This is a genomic window from Tenacibaculum aestuarii (genome assembly GCF_964510395.1).
GTDB lineage: Bacteria > Bacteroidota > Bacteroidia > Flavobacteriales > Flavobacteriaceae > Polaribacter > Polaribacter aestuarii.
On the sequence record NZ_CAZEFY010000003.1, the window covers coordinates 487,987 to 514,012 of the forward strand.

A 26,026-nucleotide genomic window follows, 5' to 3' on the forward strand; every position below is an offset into this window, starting at 1 on the left:
ATCAAAGGGCAAACATTTGTTTGCCCTTTTTCTTTTAATTACTTTTGCCACGATTATTACAGTATGGAAAAATTAAAACAACGTTGGGGAGTAGACAATAACTGGTCTTTAGCTGCAATTTTTATTGTATTTGCTATGAATGGTTCTTTTGCTGCTTGGGTAGCTAAGCCTATTACTGGCTTACTTGGGTTATCGCCAGAAACCATGTCTCCTTGGTTGTATTATCCTTTAAGAATTTTACTTATTTTTCCTATTTATCAAACTACTTTGCCCTTATTAGGTTGGCTATTTGGTCAATTTAATTTTTTCTGGGACTTTGAAAAGAAGTTTTTAAGTCGACTTGGATTAGGGTTTCTTTTCAAGAAACACAACTAAAAAAACCTAACAATCAGGTTTTTACCTTTATTTTTGTTTTTATAATTTCTTACCTTCGTACGTCGATAAGATTTGTAATACCTCCTCTATTAGTTCCCTTTTCTTTAATAGAATCACTAACAAAACCTAATTTCGTATGAAGACTTTAAAAAAAGGAATACTGTTACCTATAGTAATCGGTTGTTTTACATTAGTATTCAATGCCTGTAAATCAGATAAAAAACAAAACCCAGACACTACTGTTATTCCAACGGAACAGAAAGTTAAAAAGAAAAATGTTATTACAATCATTACAGAGAACATGGAGTTTTTAATGCCTGATACTATTCCTTCTGGCTGGAATACTTTCAAATACATAAATAAATCTACCCAAACACATTTTATTCTTGTAGACAAATATCCTGAAGGAAAAACTTCTAAAGATGCCGAAGAATATGTGGCTCCTGTTTTTGATAAGGCAATGAAACTAATCAATGAAGGCAAAACTAAAGAAGGGTATGCTGAATTTGCCAATTTACCTGAATGGTTTAACCAAGTTTTATTTTTAGGAGGCACTGGACTGATTTCTCCTGAAAAAACTGCACAAACAACCTTGCATTTAAAACCTGGAAATTACATGCTAGAATGTTATGTAAAAATGAGCAATGGTGTATTTCACTCTTCTATGGGAATGGTTAAAGATCTTGTAGTTTCTAATAAAAGCTCAGGAAATTCTGAACCTGAAGCAGATGTTGATGTTACCATTTCAAGTACAGAAGGAATTGTACTCAAAGATTCAATTTTTGCAGGTAAACGTACGTTTTCTGTTCTTTTTAAAGATCAAATTGTGTATGAGAACTTTGTTGGACATGACATTAACTTGGTAAAACTTCAGAATAAAACAGATCTTAAAAATTTAGAAAGCTGGATGAATTGGGCTGATCCAAAAGGATTAATAGAACCTGCTCCTTCTGATGTAGTTTTCTTAGGTGGTGTAAATGATATGCCTGCAGGAAGCAAAGCTTACTTTACAGCAATACTAGACAAAGGTATTTATGGGTTAATTTCTGAAGTTCCTAAACCTTCTGATAAAAAGCTTTTTATAACTTTTGAAGTCTATTAACAAAGTAAACTTAGTTTACTTTGTTAATTATTTCATTTATGTTAATTGGAATAGGAAGATCTACTCCTTCTTTTAGGAAACGTTTATGTACCGCTTCTTTTAAGTTACATTTTGTTTTAAACTCCTGAAAAGGTTCATTTAACCATACGTAAGCACGCATGTGTATATGGTCTGAATGTATATCAATAACACGAACATCTACTTGATTTACATCTGCCATTACTTGCTCGGGCGTGCGATAATCTATTACCGTTGGAAGTTTTACTGCTTCTTCTTGTATAATCTTTCGCGCTAAATCTATATCCGCTTTTAAACCTAATTTAAAATTATTAAAACTTAGAATATGGGAATCTTCTATCGTATGATTTAAAATAGAATCTGTACTTATTACAGAGTTAGGTATAATTAAACGTTTATTCTCAAAATTATTAATTACTGTATGACGTAACGTAATATCTTCAACAATTCCAACACGTGTTTCATCTAACTTAATATAATCGCCTACTCGAAACGGACGAAAAATAACTATAAAAGCTCCTGCAATTAAATTAGAGAGCGCTGCTTGTGCGGCAAAACCTATAATCGCAGCAATAATACCTGCTCCAGAAAAAATTAACGTTGCCTTGCTTCTAAAAGCAGGCACTGTCATAATAATATATATAACAGTTAAAAAACCTATTACAAAAGTTACCGAATTACGTAAAAACTGAATACTGGTTCTACCAAAACGATCTTCTTTTTTGCTTTTAATTAATTGCCAAATAATTGCCCTAACTAATCTGGATATAAGCCATGAGGTTAGAAAAACAACTATAATATAGCCTAAAACACCAAAAAAAGTATCTAAATTGAAACGATATGGTATTAATTCACTCATTAAAACAATGCAGTTTGACTTTCGTCGTCTTTGCTTTTTTTCTTTTTTTGAAGTGCTCGTTCTAAAGCTTTTTTGGCCTTATCTTCTTTCGACTCTTCAAATTCTTTTTTAACCTCAGGAACATCTACATCAAGTGCCAAAGATTCTTCAACCTCAACTATTTCTTCCTCCTCGTTTACCTCAATATCTTCTACTTTCTCTTCTTCAGGTTCTTCATATGGAAGTGACTCTAACAAATTAACTGTTCTTATTTTTTCAACTGTTAACTGATTTCCTAAAGCTTTAATCCCTTTAACAGCTATAAACTCTTCAAAATTCACCTCGAGATTCTCTAAACTACGCTTTGAGAAAATCACCTCGGCTACTGGACGATAATCAGTTACTATGATTTGTAACTTCGATTTTTCATGTTCTGAAATGAAAATTTCTTCTTTATCTGGTGCTTCAATTAAAAAACGCTTAACAAAGTAACGCTCTTTATTACCATCAAAATAAATTGCTGAAATCGGTTTGTTTGGTTTCCACTTTTCTAAAACAATCATATCATCTTCGAAATGCATTGCCAAATCTGGAGTTACCGCTTTTATTTTTCCTGATTGTGTTGCTATTAAAATTTTATCTTCTGCTTTAAATTCTCCTAACAACTCACCTCTTCCATCTACATTTAAGCGTTGAACTGTATCATCAAACCAAATTTTACGTGGTTTTAAAGTAGATACCCCTGCTTCTTTAAATTCTACCTTTTTAATCGCATATTTAGTTACTTGGTTACCACGAACACTACGACCTTTTATCGCTAAATCAGCAAAATCAATATCCCACTTCAGTTTTTTAATACTCCCAACAGCTCTTAGTAGAATAGTTACTACTTCTGCTTCACCATTAGGGTTTGCTGAGAAATACAAAACTTTCGATTTAGAATTGTCATTTGCTAAATTGTACTCTTTATCACGTGTTACCGAAGTTACATTGAAACGCTTCATAAACGAAGCTCCTTTAGCTCCGTCTCTATAAATCATGTTATATACAGTACGCTTATCTTTCTTTTTGAAAATTGCAACGTGTATAATTCCTTTTCCTACGAAAGTCTTCGAATCAACCTTAGTTACAATCATTGAACCGTCTTCTCTAAACACAATCACATCATCAATATCCGCACAATCAGTAACGTACTCGTCTTTTTTCAACGATGTTCCTATAAACCCTTCCTCTCTGTTTACATATAACTTTGAGTTACGCATTACTACCTTAGTAGCTACGATATCATCAAAAATTCGGATTTCGGTTTTACGTTCTTTTACTTTACCGTATTTATTTTTTAACTCTTTAAAATAGTCAATCGCAAAATCGATAAGGTTTGCCAAGTAATTCTTTACCTCCGCTATTTTTTCTTCTAAGCTTTCAATAAATTGTTTCGCCTTGTCAATGTCAAACTTAGAAATCTTTTTAATTCGGATTTCTGTTAAACGCACGATATCTTCTTCAGTTACTTCACGTTTTAAATGTTGGATATGCGGCTGTAACCCTTTATCAATAGCTTCAATTACACCTTCCCAAGTTTCAACTTCTTCAATATCACGATAAATTCTATTCTCAATAAATATACGCTCTAACGAAGCAAAGTGCCATTGTTCTTCTAACTCATGTAATTGAATTTCTAACTCACGCTTCAATAACTCAACGGTAAAGTCTGTTGATTTTCTTAAAATCTCACTTACTCCTATAAAAATAGGTTTGTTGTCTTCAATAATACAACACAGTGGTGATATTGAGTTTTCACAACTGGTAAAAGCATATAAAGCATCAATCGTTTTATCTGGAGATACATTAGGTGGAAGATGTACTAAGATTTCTACCTCAGCTGCAGTATTATCTTCTATCTTTTTAATCTTAATCTTCCCTTTATCATTCGCTTTTAAGATACTATCAATTAAAGATGATGTAGTAGTTCCGAATGGAATTTCGGTAATTACCAGTGTTTTTTTATCGAGCGCTGATATTTTAGCACGTACTCTGATTTTTCCTCCTCTTTTTCCATCTCTATAATCGGTAACATCTACGATACCTCCTGTTAAGAAATCGGGAACGATAGTAAAACTTCTTCCTTTTAAATATTTGATAGAAGCATCAATCAACTCATTAAAATTATGTGGAAGAATTTTCGTTGATAAACCAACGGCAATACCTTCTGCTCCTTGTGCTAATAACAATGGAAACTTTACTGGTAAGTTTACTGGTTCTTTTTTACGACCATCGTACGATGCTTGCCATTCGGTAGTTTTAGCATTAAAAACAACATCTAAAGCGAATTTAGACAAACGTGCTTCGATATAACGAGAAGCTGCAGCTCGGTCTCCTGTTAGGATATTACCCCAGTTACCTTGCATATCAATCAGCAATTCTTTTTGCCCCATTTGCACCATCGCATCGGCAATAGAAGCATCTCCATGCGGGTGATACTGCATGGTATGCCCAACAATGTTCGCTACTTTGTTGTAACGACCATCGTCTAAATCTTTCATCGAATGCATAATACGACGTTGTACGGGTTTAAATCCGTCTTCAATCGATGGTACAGCACGTTCTAAAATTACATACGAAGCATAATCTAAAAACCATTCTTTGTACATACCGGTTACCTTGGTAATGGTTTCAGTACTTTCTAGTGGTTGATTTAATTCTTCGTCGTGTTCGTAATTGTTATTTTCTTCACTCATATATGAATGTTTAAACGTTTATTCGTTTAAGAGTTCTTTTGTTTCTTCTTAATTAGTAAAAAAATAGCTATAAAAACTAAGGCTGCAACTATCATATTGATATAAGACGCCCTATTTGCCTCCCAACTTAAATTATCAAAATCAACATTAAATACGTTGACAAAAAAAATTGAAAATGCTATTAATAAATATATTCTAGCTCTTCTATTTCTATCCATTATTTTTTCTTGTTCTTAGTTACAAGCTAATTTATTTATCTGATACTTTTTTAGACGATTTGATTGATAGTATCATTGATAGTGAAACTAACGCCATTGATAACGCACCTAAATATGGATTTAAATTAACCTCTAAATTAGTTAACTTACCTAAATCGATTTCTAAAGCATTCACAACCAATAGTATTAATGCTGCAATTAAAATTACTATTCTTAACTTTTTCATATTAATTTTCTTCTACTAAGTCTAACTCTACTTTTAGGTTATTGATGATAAACTTTTGTCTGTCTGGAGTGTTTTTCCCCATATAAAACTCTAACATTTGTTCTATCGACATTTCTTTATCTAACATTACAGGATCTAAACGAATATCGTCACCTATAAAATGAACAAATTCGTTAGGAGAAATCTCCCCTAATCCTTTAAATCGAGTTATTTCTGGTTTTCCTCTTAGCTTATTAATCGCTGCTTGTTTTTCTTCTTCTGAATAACAATAAATCGTTTCTTTCTTATTTCGAACTCTAAACAACGGAGTATCTAAAATATATAAATGCCCTTCTTTAATAACTTCTGGGAAGAATTGTAAAAAGAAGGTAATTAATAACAAGCGAATGTGCATACCATCTACATCGGCATCGGTAGCAATTACAATGTTGTTGTAACGTAAATCTTCTAGTCCATCTTCAATATTTAAAGCAGCCTGTAACAAGTTAAACTCTTCATTTTCGTACACAATTTTTTTAGACAATCCGTACGAGTTTAAGGGTTTTCCTTTTAAACTGAATACTGCTTGCGTATTTACGTTACGTGATTTGGTTATCGATCCACTTGCCGAATCTCCCTCGGTAATAAACAGGGTTGTATCTAAATATCCATCTTTTTTAGTATCTCCAAAGTGAATACGACAATCACGTAGCTTTTTGTTATGTAAACTCGCTTTTTTTGCACGTTCACGAGCTAACTTTCGAATTCCTGATAACTCTTTACGCTCTTTCTCAGCTTGTAGTATCTTTCTTTGAAGTTTATCGGCTATCTCGGTATTCTTATGTAAAAAGTTATCTAACTGTGTTTTTACAAAATCGTTGATATAGGTACGAACGGTTGGTAAATCACCTCCCATTTCAGTTGAACCTAATTTAGTTTTCGTCTGACTTTCAAAAACAGGTTCCATCACTTTAACAGAAATCGCTGCGATGATAGATTTACGAACATCAGATGCATCAAAATTCTTTCCGAAGAACTCACGTACTGTTTTTACTACTGCTTCTCTAAAAGCATTTAAGTGTGTACCACCTTGTGTGGTGTTTTGACCATTTACAAACGAGTGATACTCTTCTGAATATTGCGTTTTACTATGTGTCATCGCAATTTCAATATCATCACCGCGTAAATGAATTATCGGATACAACATATCATCTTGATTGTTGTTGTCTTCCAATAAATCTTTTAATCCGTTTTCTGAATAGAACTTTTCACCGTTAAAAACGATGGTTAATCCTGGATTTAGATATACATAGTTTTTCAGTAGTTTTATAATATACTCTGGACGATACTTGTAGTTCTTAAAAATGGTTTCGTCTGCAATAAAGGTTACTTTGGTACCTCTACGACGCGATGTTTCATCAAGAAATTCTTCATTCGTTAAATTTCCTTTTTCAAATTCTGCTGCGGCTGATTTACCATCACGAGTAGACTCAACTCTGAAGTAAGTAGATAAGGCATTTACAGCTTTGGTACCTACTCCGTTTAATCCTACCGATTTTTTAAAGGCACGTGAATCGTACTTACCTCCGGTATTCATTTTCGATACTACATCGACAACTTTTCCTAACGGAATACCACGACCGTAATCGCGCACGATTACTTTATCGCCTTGTACCGAAACTTCAATCGTTTTTCCTGTACCCATAACAAACTCATCAATAGAGTTATCGAGCACTTCTTTAACCAAAATATAAATACCATCATCGGGTGAAGAACCGTCTCCTAATTTACCAATATACATCCCAGGACGCATACGGATATGTTCTTTCCAATCGAGCGAGCGAATATTATCTTCGGTATATTTTGTTTCTTGAGTCATAAAAATAAAGGAAATTGAAGTCTTTGCTAAAATAGTGTTTACAACGTAAAAACAAAAAACTCTGTTAATTTAATTATTAACAGAGTTCAAGTTATTTTCCTTGCAATTGTTTCGCTTCTATTTTACACAGAGTCCGACCATAACTTTCTGCTTTCTTCCTTACAATCGTTTTTATTTCTGTTTTACAAGTAGAAAGTCCCCTACATGTTTTCTTTAAATGATAACGTTCACTTGCTACACTTTTACAAATAAATACGTTTTCTTCTTTCTTTTCTTGAAAAGCGGTTAAAGCACACACTCCAAATATAAGTAGTAAGTATTTCATTGATCTTATTTTTTATTTTTCAACAAAAGTTTTATTCTTTTTTGCCATTCTGTATTCCCAAGGAGCTGTTACTTTTAGTCGTGACCAAATTCCTAATTTGAATTGGTTTGTTTTGATATAATACCTTTACAGTATCTCCATCTACTGCCCCAATTACTCTTGCACTAAATTCTTTTGGTACTTTTGCTCCTGTTAAAGTTATTAATAAAAATAATAGTATTGTTTTTAGGTACATAGTTTAGTTGGTAAGGATAAAATCATTAATAACATCATTTATATAAATTGGTAAATCAGCTCTTTTTATTTGAAACTTCTTTACATTCATTTCTGTTAACCATTTTTTCCAATACTCTTTTATTACATCTTCTTCATAAGGGTTCATTTTGCTCGGATTTACTCCCAAAACTAATACTTCAACATTTTCTAAATTTTTATGTAAAGGTAAAAAACCATAATCTTTTGATTGAAACTCCTCTTTCCAATTACCTTTATTTAGTTTGAAGTTTCTTATTGTTTTAGGAACTAAGTAAGATGTTCTGTTTTGTTCTCTTATAAGGTTGTCTTTATGGTACACATACCCATCTGTTAAAACCACTACCACATTCTTATATCCTTCTTCCACACAATAATCTTGGATCTTATTTTTAAAGAAACCTCTTATGTCTGACCCAACATATTTATCATCTGTAATAGCGGTTTCATAAATATTATTACATATCTCTGTATACTTCTTTGCGGTTTTTAGAATTTCTTCTTTGGTTACACTAGTTTTATCAAACTGTGTTTTGAGTGTTGCTATCTTATCATTTAATTCACTATCTGACGGTGCAGGCTCAACGAACAATTGAATTTTATCGTTAATTTTATTTATTCTCTTTCCTCTAATATGGTTTTCAAAAGTCTTCGCGACGGACTTGATATAACCTAAATCTCTTTGATAAAACTCCATTGAAGGTTCTGGATACTTCTTTGGATTTATTCTATCAGATAAATCTAATACGATACTAATATTTAAATTTTCTTTGCTCTTTTTTTTACTTGTACTACTTATTTCTTTTGATACTTCTGCTACTGGGTCTTTCTCTTTTTTATTTGAACAAGAGTAGGTAAGTATAATGCCTAGAGCTATTATTATAAGTTTATATGTTTTCATTTTTCATTACTTTAGTTGAGATTTATAAATTATTCCTTCCGTGTTTTCATCTGTTAAATCATATTTTGTCAGATGTTCTTTTTCTACCTCATCACATTTAGAAAGCAATTCATCTCTTCGTTTTAAGTCTAAAAAATTATCTGTTATAGCTAAATACCATCCTTTTACATATTCTGCATGGTAGGTTAAGTAGCGCTTGTTAGGGAATACAAAGCCATCAATTGTTCTCTGTAAATTTGCAATTCTTGCTTCTATTCCTGAGATTTCTTCTTTAACACCGTTTAATTTTTCTATGGCTTCAGCTATTGATTTTTGTAGGTTAACAATCGTTTCTCTTTTACTTCTTATAAAAGCTTTTATTTTATCAATGTTCTCATATTCCTTCATAATAAAATCAAACACCAGTCCCCAAATTATATATACGACAAAGCCTGCAAAGATGATTCCCCAAAACTCCACTTTACTAAAGGCTATTGACAAATCGAACTCTGGTGAATCTGGTGTTTTATTATAATCATAAATCTTCATTTCTATTAAGTACGCTAGTATGGCATCAAAAATAAAAGTGATAATAAATAATGCTCCTATTTTCACATAAGACAGCCAGTTTTTATGTTTTTGAAACATATGTATTAAATACCCTAACCCCATAAAAGCAAATGGTATGGTAGCTATAAAAACCGCTTCTAACACTCCATGTCCTAAAGCTTTAGAAAATGATTTTCCATCAAAAATTGCCGCTGATAACTCGCTATTTTCAAAGTCTTTAAAAAAAGCTGAATATGAGGCTGATATGTAAAAAACTAACAAGTAGAATGTTATTGGAATAAGTACTATTAACCCTAAATAAAACTGGGCTTTTGGCTTTTTATCTACTTCTTCTACATACTTCTCTGGATTTTCTCTAACTTCAACTATTTGATGTTCGCACTCTTCAATTCTTTCTTCATCAGTTTTTATACTTTCTTCTAAAATTGCCTTTGCTGTTTGTCTTTTTTTAAGCTCTACTCCCTCTCTTCCTTTTTCTTGTACATGAGGGTCTTTTAGTTTTTTTTGTAGATCTTCATCTTCTGCACATTTTCTTTTATAATCCATGTATACGTTATTCAAACAAGCTCTAAAGACTTTATGATTCCCTGAGGCTTGCTTTGATGATCCATAACCACTTTCAAAAAAAGTTAGTTTGACATCTTTTTTTTCTTCCTTTACTACTACTTCTTCTACTGGGTCTTTCTCCCTTGTAGTAAATATTTTTTTTAAGGCTTCCATATTTGTTAGTTGATTAGGTTAGTTGTTTTAACAATGTTGTTTTAGGTGTATGCTTTTTTGCATTCTCTATCAAAAAACTAGTCAATTCTTCTAGGTTCTCTTCTAAAAACCCGAACTTTAAACAATACTTTTTTAGAGTTATCATTTCATCTTCTGTTACTTTTCCATCTACCCAAATCATTACTGCTAAGTCATATAAGTACTCAACTTTAAGCTCCAAGCTTTCGGGTACTAAGCTTTCTTGTTGGTTTGATAGTAAAATATTATCTAGTTCTTGTTTAGATATGTTTCTCTCTTCTGCAAATTTGTATAGCATTTGTGTTTCTAACACATCAAAATCATTGTCAGCAAAAGCCATTTCGTACAATCTTAAAAAGTGACTTTTAAGTTCGGTAGTTATTTCATTCATTTTTTTTTAATATTTAACGTTATACATGTCTTTATTTTTAGACACTTGTTTTTTTATTGTTCGTTGTTTTTTCATGCTTGAGCTATCCCCATAAAATACGAGCAGTAGAAATAAGATTCCGCAGAGAATATCAAAAAGAACCCAATATGATTTTACATATAAATAGATTGGGAATATGGGGTTAAATAATAATGCTATCAGTATAAATAACAACCTCCAATGTTTCTTTATTTTTTGGTTAAAAATTACCAATAAGCATCCTGCAAAAACAATTACTCTTAAAACATTGTAATATTCAATTGGTAATTCTGTTACTGCTAAAAACAATGCGATAGCACAAATAATATTTACTGCTTTTTGTATTCCTATTTTCATTCGATTATAGTTTAACTACGAGTACATTTACTTTCTTTTTATTAACAGTACTACAAAAACACTAACTATGGAAAAGACAATTCCTAGGCAGCCTATTCCTTCTTTTTTAGAGTGCCTTTTTCTATACTGTAACCCTTCTATCCCAGTTCTTATAGAGTAACCTTTGGAACTCACTGCTCCTATTTTAGTTCGTAAACTTGGAGAAATGCCCGATTTACTAATATTCAGTCCAAAACCTTTCCCTAGTTTTATTCGTCTGTAAAATTGAAATCCCATTAGTTCTTATCTATTCTTACCCCACAATTAGGGCAGTTACTACAGTTACTCTTTTCTTCTTTTACTTTATCTATTAAAGCTGAACTAATAATTCCTGTGGGTAATGCCACAAAACCAATTCCTATAACTCCTATTAAAGCGCTAAAGAATTTCCCTAAGGGAGTTACAGGATACATATCTGCTACTCCTACAGTGGTAAGCGTTCCTAACGACCACCAAAAGGCTTCTATGATACTTGAAAACTTATCTGGTTGTGCTTCGTTTTCCGCGTAAAAAATTAAGGTAGACGAGAGCATTACTAATATCAATGCTATAAATGCTGTTATTAAAAGTTCTGGCTTGGTTTCTTTTAGTATTAAATTGATTGTTTTAAAAGATTTCGAATACCTACCTAATTTAAATATTCGCACTAACCTTAACAGCCTTAACACTCTTAATACTCGTAAATCAAACGGAAAAATTAGTGGTAAATAAAAAGGCAATATTGACAATAAGTCTAAAATCCCGTAACCAGAAAACACGTAGGATCTCCACCCTCTTTTATCTTGTTTTTCTGCAATTACAATTCTTGTTATAAATTCTATTGAGAAAACTAGAATGGAGAATCCTTCTATAAACTGAAAGAACTGTGTATAGTTAACTCTTAAAGTTTTAAAAGACTCTAGTATTAAACAGATTATATTTATAATGATTAAACCATAAATAAACCTTGATAAAAACAGGTTGTAATTGAATACTTTTAATGCTCTTGTACTCATAGCTCATTTAACAATTACATTCTGATCTGTCTACGTATGTTTTATTTCCGTTACTGTTATAGTAATAACATCCACCTTTGGGTCCTGTCCATAACTGCTTTTCGTTATGAAACCCACATTTCCATTCTGTTTTTGTTTCTTGCTCTTCTATTCCATCCGTATCGGTAGAACATTCTGTTAATAATACTGAAATAAAAAAGAGACCTACAATTTGTATTTTTTTTATCATTATGTTTTAGTTTGGTTATACCCCAAATCTAAACTCCCTAAAAAACAAAACCTTACGGAAATCCGTAAGGTTAAAAATTAGATCTAAATATTCTTTTAATCTTCCAGCAAAAGAACTTCACTCTGATGTACAAATCCCACTACCTTAGTTTTCTTTACTTTAATTTTAATCCATTTACCATGCGTGGATATTAGACTTAATTTTTCTCCAAATTCCAGTTGTTGAATTATATAATATGATATATCTGGACCACTCCTTACATTAAGATTTTTTTTATTTACTAGCAATGTTTTTAAGTTATTAGGCTTTTCTAATGATGTAGTACTAGTGCTTCCATTAAAAACAGTTTTCTTAGTTTGTTGAGTTTTTCTATCACTCTTATATGAATTGGTATAATTTCTTGTTTGTTTCCCTCGAGCACAAACCCCACATGACCCACCTCCACTACAATGCTTGCACCTACTGCAATTTTTACATGCCCTACAGTATGCAGACCCCGTACATCTGGCTTCTGTATCTACATAGCACCCTAAAATACTTACATTCTTTAAAGATTCTTTGGTTGTGGGGTATTTAGCAAATCCTAATGTAAGAATAACTACTAATATCACTCCTACTCCTAATAATTGGTTTTTTATTTTCATTCATACTTTGTTTATGTTTCTATAGTCTCAAATCTAATTATTGTAAAACATAAAACCCTACGGAAATCCGTAGGATTTAATCTTCATTCTCTTCACAAAAATCGATTCCTTCTCATTAAATCTTTTCTAAAGCATCCTCTAGCTATTAAAGTTACTTATTACTGATACTTAAATAAGTCTCTGCTCTCTTACCTTCTAATTCGGCTAATTTAATATGGGCATTTTTCAATGTATTTCTTCTCTTATTTTCCTTTGAATATGTAAATACTCCTTTAAAAAAAAGATATGTTCTTGTAAAAGGGAATGTAACTGTTACTAAGTCTGCTATGTTAGCTAATACAGTATTAAGAATGGATTTTTCTTTACCTCTCGCATAATTCCCCATCCATATCATGTTAAACCCCAAATACTCTAAAAAAGTAATACTTTTCACATTTTTTGCTTCTATTTTATGCTCTTTTTCTCTTTCTCTACAGCCTATAGCAGATATACTTAAAATTTCATTAAATAAATTATTCATTTTATCTACTAATGCTTTTAATTGATTTATCTCATTTTTGTAACTTACTTCATCTATATCAAGAATATCACAAATGTCATCAACTTTGTTATTAAATTGATTCATCATATAAAATAATTCATTTGACTCGGATGTGTCTAAATAACCATCAGAAATATATCTATTTGCTTCATTTTTAATGACAACATACACTCCTGATATTTTAGATATTAATGTACTTGGTCTGTGCCCTATTTGAAAATTAATCGCTTTTTCAAAATCTGTTTGAAAGGTTCCTCTCGTTCTTGTGTCGGTATTATTTGACAAAACTCTACGATAAGGTGTTGAGTGACTAGAATCAAATATTTGATTACTAATAACCTTTCCCATATCTCTACCTACTTGATTTACTGCACTCTTTAAAAAACTCATCTCAATAGCTATTAATTTTTACATCCATCTTTATCACAAGTGATGCTTTCACTAGTATTTACCCAATTTTCTGGGTTTACTGTTGTATCAAAACCACAACCTGTTACTCCTCCTTTACTTCCTTTGTGAATTTCTTTCGTTTCTGTGTGCTTTACTGCCATATCTATATGTTTTTGGTTAGTATCATTACAAACCTACCTTGATAAAAACACAAAACCCTACGGGAATCCGTAGGGTTGTAAAAAATATTTTCTGTTCTTTTAAATCAATCCAAAATCTTTAGTAATGGCAATCAATTGTGTAGGGTTATTGGCATTAAAATTTTCTTTTAACAGCTTTAAGCGTTTTTCTACAGAACTTACACTACTTGGTTTTATCTCTTTGTTTTTTAATGCTTCACTAATTTCTTTTTGATCTAAACCCTCTGCTAAATGTTTCAATAAAAACACGTCGTAGTCTGTAACTTCAAAAGATTCTTTATCTCGTAATGCATGTGCCAATTGCGGTGTAATAAAAAACTCACCGTTAAACACATTTTGTACTGCTTTCTTCAACTCCATTTGTCCGTGATTTGATTTCCATACATAAGCATCTACTTCTAACTCATTACATAATTGTTGTACTCTGTATGGTTTGTCTTCTACAGAAAACACTACCGTTTTTAAGGTAGGTTGCAGTTTTTTAGCTTCGGTAATTAATGCTTCTCCTGATTGCAATCGCTGAGGATTGATATTATCTTTAAATGATAAATCGCTTACTAATAAATCGAACGGTTCATTATCTAACCAGGCTTTTTTGAGTTTTAAAAAAGCTTCGTCACAATATTGAGCATATTCTACTATTGGAATCTGCATATCTTTTAAAGCTGCTTTAATTCCACTTGACATAAAGTCGGCATCTTCAGCTATTAATACTTTTTGAAACATAACTACTTTTTAAATTGAAACTTTGCTTGAAATCCTTTTTCTTGTTTTGATTCAAAAGTAACCAAACCTCCTATTGATTTTATACGGGTTTCCATATTTTGTAACCCATTTTTTATTTTAATACTTTCAGTTCCTACTCCGTTATCTTGATATGCTACTGATAGTTTGTTTTTTTCTACTGAAAAAGTTATGAGTATCAAAGTTGCTTCGCTATATTTTTTCATGTTTACCAACAACTCTTGTAAGGCTCTATACACTACTATTTGTTTTTCTTTGGCTAACTCGCTTATGTTTACTTCTTGCAACCCTTTATGGATTACTTTACTTCGATCGTTCGTAAAGTCTAAAAATAGTTGTTTTAAGAAGTTCTCAAATTGCTCTCCTGTAAGTACAGGACTGTTTTCATGGGAAATATCTCTTGTTTGAGCATATATTTTTCCTACTCTATCAAGTAAATTAAAGTCGGTTGTTTGGTTGTTTTGCAATGTACTCATCACAGCATAAACATCGTTTGCTAGTTCATCATGTATTTTTTTAGCTAAGCGAGTTTCTGTTTTATAGACTTCTATGGCTTTTTCTTTTTTATTTTTTTCTCTTTTATAAATGAAATAGACTATTGAGGATAGAATGGTCAGAATAACTACAAAAATCCACAGTTGTTTTTGTGATTTTTGTTTTTCTAAACTAAGGGTTGACTCTGCTAACTGCGCTCTAGCTTCAAGTTTTTGTTTTTTTTCTTCTTCGTAGTTATATATATTTTTTGCAAACTTGTTAGCAGTTTTTTTATGAGCTAATACTATGCTATCTTTTATTTTATTTCGTTCTATTGCTAATCTTTGTAATTCGGATTTATTTGCCAATGCTAACATTTTATCAATCGCTATAACCCTATCATTATATCGATTGTACTTCACAGCCAAATCATACATCTTTTTAGCATAACTTTTAGATTTAGTTATATTCTTTTCTCTAAAAAAATCACTTAAATAGCTATAATTAGTAATTAAACCATCTATATCATTAATCGTCTTTTTTAATCTTTGAGTTTCAAGAAAATCAGACTCTTTAACTTTATCATTGTTTAAGAATTTCACATAATTAAAGTTATCTAATACTTTTCCTTTTAAAGTTAAGTCTATTTTGTTTAAAAAGCCATTTTGCACTATTTCATTATATATTTCTATCGATTTATTATACTCCCCTAAGAGAATATAATTATTACCAATATTACTTAAGTATCTGGCTGTTCTTGTTGAGTCTACTGTTAACTTTAAGGCATCATCATACCATTTTATTGCTTGACTGTAGTTACCTTGCATATTAGAGTTTATGCCCAATATATTATAGACTGAAGCTGTAATTTTATGATTGTCTTTTCTTTTTCCTAAATATTTCAAAGCTGAAACCAGAGTAGAGTCACTTTTAAAAAATAACTCTTTCTTAGATTCTATTTTACCTAAACTAAATAGTTTTAAAGCTATATTTAAACTGTCATTTAATGACTCATAAAGAAATTTTGACTTTGAGAAATACTTATAAGCACTGTCTGAATTATTCAATAAATTATAATTGTACCCTATTAGATAATACTTTTTGGCTAACTTTTCGTCTCCAGTACTTAAATACAATTTTTCTTTTGTTCTTTTTATTAACTCGTTACTTTTTAAGGTATCTACTTTTACTTGAGCGTAAGTAATTAGGCAAAAAAAAGTAAAAAAAAGGAGGATGATTTTGTTTCTTTTCATCCTCCTAAAATATTAATTTTTAAATACAAAATTAATTTCTTTACTAATTATCCTCATCTGGTTCTGGTTCCGGATCTGGATCATAATCATTTCCCCCAAGAGTTCCTCCACCTGTATCACTTGTTGTTGTCTCTGTAGAGTTTGTTTGCGGTACTACAGTTGTTGAATTTGTATTTAATGTATATAGTCCATTACCTACTAAAAATGTTATAATAAATAAAACCTTGTTCATTTTTTTTCTTTTAAAAATTGATAAAATTTATCCTGTCCAAGCACTTTGCTTAGGTACAGTTACACCATGTTGGGTGTAGAATTTTTAAAAGAGTCGCACGCCTCTTTCGCGGGAAGTGAAGATGAATATCAGTAGTATTTAGTAGCTTCCCTTCTAAGAAATTCTACCGATATTTTATCTTTTAATTAGAACCAATCAATTTGTTTTCTTTTTACTTTCTCGATTAATTCTGATGCAAATATTGAAAGGTTTTTTAGGGTATTATTGGTCAAAACCTGGTCAATTTTTAACCAAATAGCATTGTCTATTTTATGGATATCCGTAACCAAAAAGCAACCACTTTGGATACATTTGTCCAAACACCAAACTATCATGATTAAACAGCTGTTTATCGATTTTTTTAATGCAATTGAAGAAAGAGAGTTTAAAACCAATAAAAATGCTAAAACTCTCTTCTGGGTAAACGAACTACAAGAAGCAGATTATAACGATGAGAATTATATAGGCGAAAGGAAAGCAAAACGCTACTATGAAAAATATATAGAAGAAAAAAAAGATGTTAGTGTTAAAGCTCCTAATAATTATCAACGTAATTTCATAGCTGAATACTTAGGTTTTGAAGATTTTGAAGATTTCAAGAAAAAATCATTTGAAGAAAACTCAAGCACAAAAGGTTATAACAAAACAACCATTAGAGAAAAACCAACAGCCGAAAAAGAGTTAAAAACTAACACTAAAAAGACTTCTGAAAAAATCTTTCCTTTTATTTTAAAATTTAAAAAACAGTTTTTTATATCAAGTGTTTTCTTGCTTGTATTACTTTTCACTTATAAATATATTTTATTTGAAAACAGTGATTGTATTATTTGGAAAAAAAATCATTTTGAAACTACAACGTGTACAACTAAAGGAGCTATTAAAAACGAATTATATAACATAGATATTGGGCTTTTTAAAAAGGCAACGCTTACCAAGGATATGGAATTTTTCACTAACGGAAAGCCAAATTATTGGTATGGAAGTAATAAAGATGGTAAACGAGAGTTTTTTACAGCTAGAGGCATTCACCCTGAAACTTTGAAGGAATTAGCCCCAATAACCAGGGCTATTTTACAAAGCGAAGGTTTATTAAACGAATAAAAAAACGCCATTAAATATTAACGGCGTTTTTGTTTTTTTTATTACTTCATCAAAAGTATCGAATTCGCAATAACTTTATAATCTATCGCCTACTATAGTTAGGTGCTTCTTTAGTAATTGCTACATCGTGTGGATGACTCTCGTTAATTCCACTTGCGGTAATGCGAACAAATTTTCCTGTTTCTTTTAAAGTTTCAACATCTTTTGCTCCACAGTATCCCATTCCTGCACGTAAACCTCCAACAAATTGGTGAATACTTTCTTGTAACTCCCCTTTGTATGGTACACGTCCTACAATTCCTTCTGGAACTAACTTCTTGATATCATCTTCTACATCTTGGAAATAACGATCTTTTGAACCTTGCTTCATCGCTTCAACAGATCCCATTCCACGATACGACTTAAATTTTCTTCCGTCGTAAATAATAGTTTCCCCTGGAGATTCTTTAGTTCCTGCTAATAATGAACCTAACATTACACTATCCGCTCCTGCTGCGATTGCTTTAGGAATATCACCTGTATAACGAATACCTCCGTCTGCAATTACAGGAACTCCACTTCCCTTAATAGCTTCTGCAACTTCTAACACTGCTGAAAACTGAGGAAAACCTACACCTGCCACTACACGAGTAGTACAAATTGATCCTGGTCCGATTCCTACTTTTACTGCATCTGCTCCGGCTTCAACTAAATATTTAGCTGCTTCTGGTGTTGCTATATTACCTACAACAACATCTAATGTTGGGAATTTAGCTTTTACTTCTTTTAATACAGAAACCACTCCTTTCGTATGTCCGTGAGCTGTATCAATAATTACAGCATCTACTCCTGCATTTACCAATGCTTCTGCTCTATCAACAGCATCGTGAGTTACTCCTAATGCAGCAGCTACACGTAAACGTCCGTAAGAATCTTTATTAGCAATTGGTTTTTGTGTTAACTTGGTAATATCTCTAAAGGTAATTAACCCTACTAATTTATCATCATCATTAACAACTGGTAATTTTTCAATTTTATTTTCTTGTAAAATTACTTCTGCATCTTTTAACGAAGTTCCTTCAGCAACAGTTACTAAATTTTCCGAGGTCATTACCTCTACGATAGGACGTTCGTTGTTTTTTTCGAAACGTAAGTCACGGTTAGTTACGATTCCTACTAGCTTTCCTGCTTCGTCAACAATTGGAATTCCACCAATTTTATGCTCACGCATTGCTTGCTTAGCATCTAACACAATTGAAGTTAATGATAAGGTAATCGGATCGATAATCATACCACTTTCTGCACGTTTAACCTTACGAACTTCAAGAGCTTGTTGCTCAATTGTCATGTTTTTATGCAACACTCCTATCCCTCCTTCTCTTGCAATAGCAATTGCCATGGCAGATTCAGTTACAGTATCCATTGCTGCAGACACTATAGGAACATTGATTGTTATGTTTCTTGTAAATTTTGTTTGGATTGAAACTTCTCTTGGAAGTACTTCTGAGTAGGCAGGAACTAATAAAACGTCATCATACGTTAATCCTTCACCTAGTATTTTAGATTGATGAGCTTGCATATGCAATCAATTTAGTGTGTTGTTAATTAATTGCATGCAAATATACTACAAATTATATAAATATAATCTTTAAGTTTAAGTTAAGTAGTTAATTTTAATTTGAAATAGTTCCCACCATATAATAACCAACATTCATTCTTCTATTCTTTACGCCTAAGGATTTTTTTTCTTGCTGATTATAATTGATTTGTAATTTCGATAATGAAATTTCTTAACAGTAGCTACTAAAAAAATTAATTAACATATAAAAAAGAGTAAGAAACCTTAAAGTACAGCAACACAAGACACAGCTAAATCAACTTTAGTTGGTGCATATTTAACTAAAGGAACTATAGGAAACGTTGGTATGCCAGGAGCACCTATTGCACATTTTTCATTAGTAGTTTCTCCCGTATCAAATTCAGTTTCTGGAATGGTAGAAATAACTCAAGCAATTAATGCAAAACCTATTAGCATACACGTTACAGGTAATATTCGTGCAACTGGTTATGGTAAAGTTACAAAAATTGTAAACTTAACTGGTGAATACGTAGTTTCAGTTCCACCTCCTGCAATAGGAAGTTATTTAGAGAAATTTTCTGCCTATATGGATATTGATAACGATTGGAATGGTACAGGTGGATTTACTTATGGAAATAATGAAGTTAATGATGTTCCTGTAAAATCAGACAATTAAGATCTTCTAACCAAACTTAGTATACTAACCACTACTTTGACAAAGTCGCTCTTTAAAAGGGCGACTTTGTTTCATTTTCTCTAGTTTTTCTTGCTGTTTTTTACCTAAAAAAATCACGCGTTGATAATCAACTTTTTTACGTTTAGGGAAAAATCCATTATCCAAATACACAACCTTATTAATTTTGACTACTCTCTGCTATGAGAAGAATTTTAGCAAACTACTATAAATTGAAAAAGTAATTAATATAAAACATATATGAACACTATAAACTGGAATGAGCTAGCAAAACAGGCAGTATCGCAAACTAATAAAGAATTTAATAAGCAATTAGCTTTTCTTACTAATTTAAATCCTACTAAAATTAACGATATAACTAAAGAATGTAAAATTACCAATACAAATATTGTTAAAACTCTTAAACTAATTGATGACGCTACTATGAGTACCAATGAAAAAGCCAAAGCTATTTCTAATATCGAAAATGGCTTTGGCTTTTTAATAAGTTTAGCTGCTAGAATTGTATAACTATCTAAAAATTGTGTTGTCTTTTATAAAAGCATTTTTATAACGCTCACTAAAAAGAATTTTTTCTCCACTATCTAAAACTATAAGATTATCTTCAAAATAAATCTCTTTTATTTTCTTAACATTTACTAAGTAATTTCTATGTACTTGCTTAAAATCTGGATTAGACAACATATCTTTCAACTTAGTTAGTGATAACTTTATAAGATAGTTTCCTGAATCGCAAATTAGACTACAGTACTTTTCTTTTACCTCTACATAATTAATAGAGGAAACATCTACTTTAACCACACTTCTTTTTTTCTTAATAAACAAAAAAGCAGGGCTTAATACCGCATTATCTGATGCTAAACTTATACTATTGCTTTGTTGATAGCATGATTCAATTGCTAACTCTAAAGAGAATAGCAATTCTAATTTGTTATATGGTTTTAAAAGATATACTAATGGATTGGTTAGTTTTGCTTCATCAAAAACTTCTCTTCCTTGCATACTTGTTAAGAATAGAAAAGGCACATTTATTCCTTCTTTATTCAAACGGTGTGCTAACGAAATACCATCTGGTTTTCCATTAATCATAATATCTAATATGATAACATCAAAAAAGCGATTTCTAATTAGCTTTTCTGCTTCTACAGCATTTTTTGCTAATGATATTTCATAGTCATTATCTTCTAAAAAAGAAGAAAGCTCTAAGGCTTCTTCTTCTGAATCTTCTAACAATAATAATTGTAGTTTTTTCATAATTTATGCACTTGCATTGGGTAACAAAATTCGTATAGTAGTCCCCACATTCAACTCACTATCTATGAGTAATTTTCCGTTATTCTTTTTTATAAGTGTTTGACACAGTAACATACCTAAACCTACCCCTTCAGATCTGTTAATTTTATCAATACTTAAATCTTCTAATCCTTTTATTTTTGCTAGTTTTTCTTCTGAAATTCCAAAACCTGTGTCTTTAATTTCAATTGTACTAAATTCTTCAGAGTCTTTATAGGTTTTTATTGCTATTTTACCGTTTTCTCCTGTGTATTTTAGTGCATTATCTAACAAGTTTCTCAATACTATTTTTAGGGATTCCTTATCTGCTTTTACTAAAATAGCAGCCTCTAACATTGTCGTTAACACAATATTCTTAGCTTCAGCGATTTCTTCAAAGTTATAAACAGCTTGCTCAACTAAAGGTTTTAAAGGATATTCTTCTACTTTAAACGATAACTGATTGTTTTGCTCTAACGACCAATGTAATACGTTATTTAATAAGTGACTTGTACTTTCAGTTAATGCAATTGCATTATTTGTAGTTTCACTTACTGCATCGTATTCTTTGTTTTTTAACTGTCGTTTTAGCTTTTCGTGTTGTCGCTTAATTGTGTTAATTGGTGAACGTAAATCGTGAGATACTACAGAGAACAAATAGTCTTTTGTTTTATTAGCTACATTTAACTCCTCCTTTTGTTGAGTTATAAACTTATTTTTACTTTTTAACTCTCTATAAAAATACCCTAAAAACCCGAGAAAAACTAATAAACCAGAAGCTCCTATTGCTAAACTCTTTTGTACCACTGCTTGACGCTTTAGTTGTTCATCTTGTAATGCTATTTCTTGTTGCTTCTGTGCTACGGCTAATTGCTTGTCTTTTTCAGTAAGTTCCCAAATTTTATCACGGTTCCAAATAGAATCTTTCCAACGACCATACTCCATGTAATACTCTACACTTTTTTGGTAGTTTTTTCTATTTTTCTCTACAACTGCCATGTTTCTTGCTGAGTTTTGCTTTAACCTTATATCTGAATATAATTTTGATAATTCATAAGCTTCCTTAAATAACGGAATTGCTTTATCATCTATATACTGATTATAATATACATTAGCTAAACCCATTTTTGTTCTAATAATAGCTGCTGTATCTCTTTTTTCTATTAAGGAAAGTTCTCTTGCAAAATATTCATTAGCCTTAGTGAAGTCTTTTTTTTGTAAGAAATTAACCCCTAAATTATGATAAATATTTTTTTTTCTGAAAACTTCAGGGCCTTCTTCTAAAGCTTTTTCATAATGATTTATTGACTCATTATATTTTTTTAAACTTAAGTATACACTTCCTAATAAAACTTGTTTTTCTAAGACATTCTCTTTATCATCAGTAATAGAATGCAAACTTTGCAAAGCCTTTTTATAAAAGCCTTTCTTATAAGCACTATATGCTTGCATAAAATTAATATAAGTAATCTCTTCCTCCTTATTTGTCAATAACAAAGCTTTACTACTGTAAGCATAACAAGAATCATACTTTTTTTTTATATAAAAATTTAAAGCTTTACAAAAAGTTTCATTTTTATGTTTTTGGCATATATAATAACCTCTTTCAATAAAAACTTTGTTTTTCTTTGTAGGCTGTTCATTAACTTGAAAGAAAAACAAAGCAATTACCCCTATGATGGAACTTAATTTACCCAAAATTAAAATTCTGTTGGTGGTTCTGTTTCAGCAGGTGTAGTTACTGTACCTCTTTCTGTCACAGGATCGTCGTTTACATCTCCTAAAATTGGGTTTGTATTATTATCTCTAACATAAATCATATCTGCTAATTCAGCCCCAGCTTCTAACTGGTAAGTAAACTGTAAATAATATAAATCAAAGTGGCTAGCTTCTTTTTTACAATTAAAATCTACTCTAAAATCTCTACCGCTTACTGTAGTATGACCACCATCTTTATTTAGTATTTTGATTGGTGTAATCCCATAATAATTTAAATAGATTTCGTTTCCTTGAAGCTGTAAACCATCTGTCTTTTCAATTGGTTGTAAAGGGTTGTCTGGTAAATACGCTAAAACTGTTACGGTAAAAGGAGTTTCATTACTACCTTCAAATCCAGATATATTAACTAAAGGACCTTTAGGTACATTTTCTGAACTAATATTAGTATCAAATTTTCTAAAATCTTTCAATGTTAATGTAACTCCATTAACGTTTACTGGGTTTCCCATATTTTTATAATTTAAGTTTGGTTATTGGCTAAAATTACAATAAAAAGACTATATAGAAAACCTACTTAAAATAATTTTTAAGTAATATTTTATGAATTAAGATACTTTTTTCTCAAAAAAGAAAGTTAGTCTGAAAAAGTTTATGATTTCCTTTTAAAATATAATTGCTGAAGAATAACAATTATAGAAGTAGTATACACAGCTGTCATTAAAAAACCTGAAGCCATAACTACATATTTCATCCAAGTAACACCTGTCCACATTAGATAAATACCACCAAAAGTACATACTACAGAAACAAAAGGCTCAATCATTAAAAATAATTTAAGTTTCATTCCAATACTTGTAGTAGATAGGATTAATGCCAATAGAAAGAAAATTACTGAAAGTGATAAAATATGGTTATGTACCAATGTTTTTATTTCTCCAGAAGATTTTTTAAACATCATTTTGGTAGCTTCTTCATCGTCTTCGTTTCCTAAATAACGTTCTTGTATTCCTTTAGAACTCGCACTGGTTGTGTCATTTACAAATGAAAGTCCTCCAAAATAGCCTATACTTAACGCAGCTACAAAAACAACAATTAAATGTTTTATTTCTCTAGGAAACTGATGAATAATTCCGTGAATCTGCATTTATAATACCTTATTTTTATGAAGAACTGCTAAATTTTGAAGAAATGTATTTACAGCAATAGTCATTGAAGAAGCTGATATTGTTGCTCCTGAAATTGCCATTATATCTTTTTCATACAGTAAGGCATCTTTAGAGGTTTTACCATTAAATTGCTTTAACCAACGCTTACTACCTATTTCTCCTCCATAATCTTCTCGATAAATCAATATTTTAGTTTTTACTATAATTAAGTTTTTATCTAACAAAATTAAGTAATCGAACTCATCTGTTTTACTCGGAGCTTTATCTACATAAGCATAACCTATTAATTCTTCTTTTACTACAATTTTAAAGAGCTTATCCCCTTCAATTTTACGAACTAATAAATCATTTACCTCTTTTGAAATCTTTATTTCCTCTAGACTAAAAGTCTCTACCTCAAAAGTTTTACTAATTTCTTTAGTTACTTTCTTTTGTATATTTTTAGGAATTACAAATGATAACAAGCTAAAAGAAGCTATAAACAGTACAAAAGGAAATAATAGTTGTTTTCTCATGCTACAAAAATATTAGAATTAGTCTAAATAAAAAACAAAAAACGAACCAAATTAATATAATTTGATTCGTTTTTTAGTTTAATATGTTTTAGGTTACATTAGAACCAAACTCCGAAACCTAAGTTTAATTGCTTAATTGTTTGGCTACCTACTACTGCATTATTCTTTAATTGGTAGTCTGCTTTAAACGCAGCTCCTGGAGCTACTTTATACGTTAAACCAAACGTCCACTCATCACGGTCGTAAGCTAAGTTTTTGCTAATACCACCATCTACTGCAGCATGTGTGTTGTAATCTTCGTAACGAGCAAAAGCATATAATTGTTGCTTTTTAGTCATTGGTAATAAGTTATAAGCAGCTTCTAAATACCAACCTTGTAACTCACTTCCTAAAGCATCATCAGAATTATTTGTTTCATATAACGTGTTGTATGCTTCTGTATCTGATAAACTAGCATGTATAAACTGACCACGTGCTGTAAAACGTTGGTATGCATAACGAGCATCTAAACCTAACATAGCAACTCCTACATCTGCTCCATCAATATCTTCAATTGCGTTATCAGATTGTGTTCTACCAAAATATCCTGATAACCCTAAACGTAAACCTGGTACTCCATAGTAATCTAATTTCCCTGAGAAATTAATGTTGTTCATTTTAGATTCAGCTCCTTTTTGACGACCACCGCGTAAACCGTTTTCTCCTCCTAATTTACCTGTATAAGTACCTGTAGCTGCGTCATATGTTCCTGTATTGAATCCGTTAAACATATACGCTTGGTAACGTAAAGAAGCTTCATCCCACTTACCCGATACTCCTAAACCGATTTCTCTCCATGTAGTTGGTACAATCGCTTTATCCATACTTGGTCTTTCAACTCCGTTAAATGTAGTTGGTTCATGATATTCGTTTACAATACCCATTGGTACTAACATTAAACCAGCTCTTACATTTAAGTTATCAGTTAAACCATACTGAATGAAAGCTTGCTCGATATAAACTTCTTTTACATGCTCATATTCAATTTCAGTAATAAATTGAGTTCTTTCGTTAAACTTATAACCGAATAACATTACAACTCTATGCACATCTAAATTTGCATTTTTTCCTGTTGCTCTGTTTAAATGAACTTCACCATAACCTCCAACTGTTAATCCTTGTTGACTTAAGTTTGAAGATAAAAGGCGTTGTGCAGCATTTTGCTGTGTTTGCGGGTTAGTTGGAATACTATCTTTTGGAGCCGTTTGCGCTGATGCAAATAATGATACTCCTGCTAATAAACCGAAAAATACTTTTTTCATTTTATTTAGATTAATT

30 protein-coding genes and 1 pseudogene are annotated in these 26,026 nt (G+C 31.1%); 5 read left to right on the forward strand and 26 right to left on the reverse strand.

The features are described 5' to 3' along the window. Positions 1-63 precede the first annotated feature (63 nt). The gene (locus tag ACKTSU_RS08355) at positions 64-375 is read left to right on the forward strand and encodes a DUF6787 family protein (RefSeq protein ID WP_408035927.1); all 312 of its coding nucleotides are present in this window, start codon (positions 64-66) and stop codon (positions 373-375) included. Between the two features lie 136 nt (positions 376-511). Then, positions 512-1,477, forward strand: coding sequence for a hypothetical protein (locus tag ACKTSU_RS08360; RefSeq protein WP_408035929.1), 966 nt, complete (start codon positions 512-514; stop codon positions 1,475-1,477). 10 nt (positions 1,478-1,487) lie between these two features. Here ACKTSU_RS08360 and ACKTSU_RS08365 read toward each other — a convergent pair whose 3' ends face one another. The 19 genes from ACKTSU_RS08365 to ACKTSU_RS08455 all read right to left on the reverse strand — a co-directional run bounded on the left by ACKTSU_RS08365 (position 1,488) and on the right by ACKTSU_RS08455 (position 16,645). Continuing rightward, the gene (locus ACKTSU_RS08365) at positions 1,488-2,354 is read right to left on the reverse strand and encodes a mechanosensitive ion channel family protein (protein WP_408035930.1); all 867 of its coding nucleotides are present in this window, start codon (positions 2,352-2,354) and stop codon (positions 1,488-1,490) included. Then, positions 2,354-5,071 carry a DNA gyrase/topoisomerase IV subunit A gene (locus ACKTSU_RS08370; RefSeq protein WP_408035931.1) on the reverse strand — a complete coding sequence of 906 codons (2,718 nt, stop codon included), beginning with the start codon at positions 5,069-5,071 and terminating at the stop codon, positions 2,354-2,356. Before ACKTSU_RS08370 ends, ACKTSU_RS08365 begins: the two co-directional genes overlap by 1 nt. A gap of 249 nt (positions 5,072-5,320) precedes the next feature. Next, a complete protein-coding gene (locus tag ACKTSU_RS08375) occupies positions 5,321-5,515 on the reverse strand; it encodes a hypothetical protein (protein ID WP_408035932.1) in 195 nt (64 codons plus the stop codon). Between the two features lies 1 nt (position 5,516). Beyond that, positions 5,517-7,373 (reverse strand): DNA topoisomerase IV subunit B, encoded by a 1,857-nt coding sequence (locus ACKTSU_RS08380; RefSeq protein ID WP_408035934.1) that lies wholly within the window; start codon positions 7,371-7,373, stop codon positions 5,517-5,519. Between the two features lie 91 nt (positions 7,374-7,464). Then, the gene (locus tag ACKTSU_RS08385) at positions 7,465-7,698 is read right to left on the reverse strand and encodes a hypothetical protein (protein ID WP_408035935.1); all 234 of its coding nucleotides are present in this window, start codon (positions 7,696-7,698) and stop codon (positions 7,465-7,467) included. Positions 7,699-7,729: 31 nt separating this feature from the next. Further along, positions 7,730-7,933 (reverse strand): hypothetical protein, encoded by a 204-nt coding sequence (locus ACKTSU_RS08390; RefSeq protein ID WP_408035936.1) that lies wholly within the window; start codon positions 7,931-7,933, stop codon positions 7,730-7,732. A gap of 3 nt (positions 7,934-7,936) precedes the next feature. Next, on the reverse strand, positions 7,937-8,851 hold the full coding sequence (locus tag ACKTSU_RS08395) for a hypothetical protein (RefSeq protein ID WP_408035937.1): 915 nt from the start codon (positions 8,849-8,851) through the stop codon (positions 7,937-7,939). Between the two features lie 6 nt (positions 8,852-8,857). Further along, the gene (locus ACKTSU_RS08400; protein WP_408035938.1) at positions 8,858-10,120 is read right to left on the reverse strand and encodes an ABC transporter permease; all 1,263 of its coding nucleotides are present in this window, start codon (positions 10,118-10,120) and stop codon (positions 8,858-8,860) included. A gap of 13 nt (positions 10,121-10,133) precedes the next feature. Then, positions 10,134-10,529 (reverse strand): hypothetical protein, encoded by a 396-nt coding sequence (locus ACKTSU_RS08405; RefSeq protein WP_408035939.1) that lies wholly within the window; start codon positions 10,527-10,529, stop codon positions 10,134-10,136. Positions 10,530-10,535: 6 nt separating this feature from the next. Continuing rightward, positions 10,536-10,904 carry a DUF6804 family protein gene (locus ACKTSU_RS08410; RefSeq protein WP_408035941.1) on the reverse strand — a complete coding sequence of 123 codons (369 nt, stop codon included), beginning with the start codon at positions 10,902-10,904 and terminating at the stop codon, positions 10,536-10,538. Positions 10,905-10,931: 27 nt separating this feature from the next. Beyond that, complete coding sequence (locus ACKTSU_RS08415) at positions 10,932-11,180, reverse strand: DUF4236 domain-containing protein (RefSeq protein WP_408035942.1); 249 nt, start codon at positions 11,178-11,180, stop codon at positions 10,932-10,934. After that, positions 11,180-11,938 carry an ion transporter gene (locus ACKTSU_RS08420; RefSeq protein ID WP_408035943.1) on the reverse strand — a complete coding sequence of 253 codons (759 nt, stop codon included), beginning with the start codon at positions 11,936-11,938 and terminating at the stop codon, positions 11,180-11,182. Before ACKTSU_RS08420 ends, ACKTSU_RS08415 begins: the two co-directional genes overlap by 1 nt. Before the next feature lie 7 nt (positions 11,939-11,945). Further along, complete coding sequence (locus ACKTSU_RS08425) at positions 11,946-12,167, reverse strand: hypothetical protein (RefSeq protein ID WP_408035944.1); 222 nt, start codon at positions 12,165-12,167, stop codon at positions 11,946-11,948. Positions 12,168-12,262: 95 nt separating this feature from the next. Next, positions 12,263-12,811 (reverse strand): SH3 domain-containing protein, encoded by a 549-nt coding sequence (locus ACKTSU_RS08430; RefSeq protein WP_408035945.1) that lies wholly within the window; start codon positions 12,809-12,811, stop codon positions 12,263-12,265. 151 nt (positions 12,812-12,962) lie between these two features. Further along, positions 12,963-13,742 carry a hypothetical protein gene (locus ACKTSU_RS08435; RefSeq protein ID WP_408035946.1) on the reverse strand — a complete coding sequence of 260 codons (780 nt, stop codon included), beginning with the start codon at positions 13,740-13,742 and terminating at the stop codon, positions 12,963-12,965. 11 nt (positions 13,743-13,753) lie between these two features. After that, entirely contained in the window at positions 13,754-13,903 is a 150-nt protein-coding gene (locus ACKTSU_RS08440) for a hypothetical protein (RefSeq protein ID WP_408035947.1), read from the reverse strand. A 99-nt stretch (positions 13,904-14,002) separates the two neighbouring features. Next, positions 14,003-14,668: a response regulator transcription factor gene (locus ACKTSU_RS08445; protein ID WP_408035948.1), complete on the reverse strand. Its 666-nt coding sequence runs from the start codon at positions 14,666-14,668 to the stop codon at positions 14,003-14,005. A 2-nt stretch (positions 14,669-14,670) separates the two neighbouring features. Beyond that, on the reverse strand, positions 14,671-16,413 hold the full coding sequence (locus ACKTSU_RS08450) for a tetratricopeptide repeat-containing sensor histidine kinase (RefSeq protein ID WP_408035949.1): 1,743 nt from the start codon (positions 16,411-16,413) through the stop codon (positions 14,671-14,673). Positions 16,414-16,456: 43 nt separating this feature from the next. Further along, positions 16,457-16,645: a hypothetical protein gene (locus ACKTSU_RS08455; protein WP_408035950.1), complete on the reverse strand. Its 189-nt coding sequence runs from the start codon at positions 16,643-16,645 to the stop codon at positions 16,457-16,459. Between the two features lie 372 nt (positions 16,646-17,017). Here ACKTSU_RS08455 and ACKTSU_RS08460 point away from each other — a divergent pair, with 372 nt between their 5' ends. Continuing rightward, positions 17,018-17,785, forward strand: coding sequence for a hypothetical protein (locus ACKTSU_RS08460; RefSeq protein WP_408035951.1), 768 nt, complete (start codon positions 17,018-17,020; stop codon positions 17,783-17,785). 82 nt (positions 17,786-17,867) lie between these two features. Here ACKTSU_RS08460 and guaB read toward each other — a convergent pair whose 3' ends face one another. Beyond that, complete coding sequence (gene guaB / locus ACKTSU_RS08465) at positions 17,868-19,343, reverse strand: IMP dehydrogenase (protein WP_408035952.1); 1,476 nt, start codon at positions 19,341-19,343, stop codon at positions 17,868-17,870. Between the two features lie 316 nt (positions 19,344-19,659). On the opposite strand from guaB, the pseudogene ACKTSU_RS08470 reads away from it, so the two are divergent. Both ACKTSU_RS08470 and ACKTSU_RS08475 read left to right on the forward strand, forming a co-directional pair. Further along, positions 19,660-20,019 (forward strand): annotated as a pseudogene (locus ACKTSU_RS08470) (DUF1842 domain-containing protein); the annotation flags it as partial. A gap of 258 nt (positions 20,020-20,277) precedes the next feature. Further along, a complete protein-coding gene (locus ACKTSU_RS08475; RefSeq protein WP_408035953.1) occupies positions 20,278-20,547 on the forward strand; it encodes a hypothetical protein in 270 nt (89 codons plus the stop codon). Here ACKTSU_RS08475 and ACKTSU_RS08480 read toward each other — a convergent pair whose 3' ends face one another. The 6 genes from ACKTSU_RS08480 to ACKTSU_RS08505 form a co-directional block, all read right to left on the reverse strand. Continuing rightward, complete coding sequence (locus tag ACKTSU_RS08480) at positions 20,548-21,291, reverse strand: LytR/AlgR family response regulator transcription factor (RefSeq protein ID WP_408035955.1); 744 nt, start codon at positions 21,289-21,291, stop codon at positions 20,548-20,550. 3 nt (positions 21,292-21,294) lie between these two features. Continuing rightward, positions 21,295-22,761, reverse strand: a complete 1,467-nt coding sequence (locus tag ACKTSU_RS08485; protein WP_408035956.1) for a tetratricopeptide repeat-containing sensor histidine kinase — start codon at positions 22,759-22,761, stop codon at positions 21,295-21,297. Between the two features lie 248 nt (positions 22,762-23,009). Beyond that, entirely contained in the window at positions 23,010-23,537 is a 528-nt protein-coding gene (locus ACKTSU_RS08490; protein ID WP_408035957.1) for a hypothetical protein, read from the reverse strand. A 140-nt stretch (positions 23,538-23,677) separates the two neighbouring features. Then, on the reverse strand, positions 23,678-24,172 hold the full coding sequence (locus ACKTSU_RS08495) for a hypothetical protein (protein WP_408035958.1): 495 nt from the start codon (positions 24,170-24,172) through the stop codon (positions 23,678-23,680). After that, entirely contained in the window at positions 24,173-24,709 is a 537-nt protein-coding gene (locus tag ACKTSU_RS08500; RefSeq protein ID WP_408035959.1) for an FMN-binding protein, read from the reverse strand. A gap of 98 nt (positions 24,710-24,807) precedes the next feature. Next, positions 24,808-26,010, reverse strand: coding sequence for a hypothetical protein (locus ACKTSU_RS08505; protein WP_408035960.1), 1,203 nt, complete (start codon positions 26,008-26,010; stop codon positions 24,808-24,810). Positions 26,011-26,026: the final 16 nt, after the last annotated feature.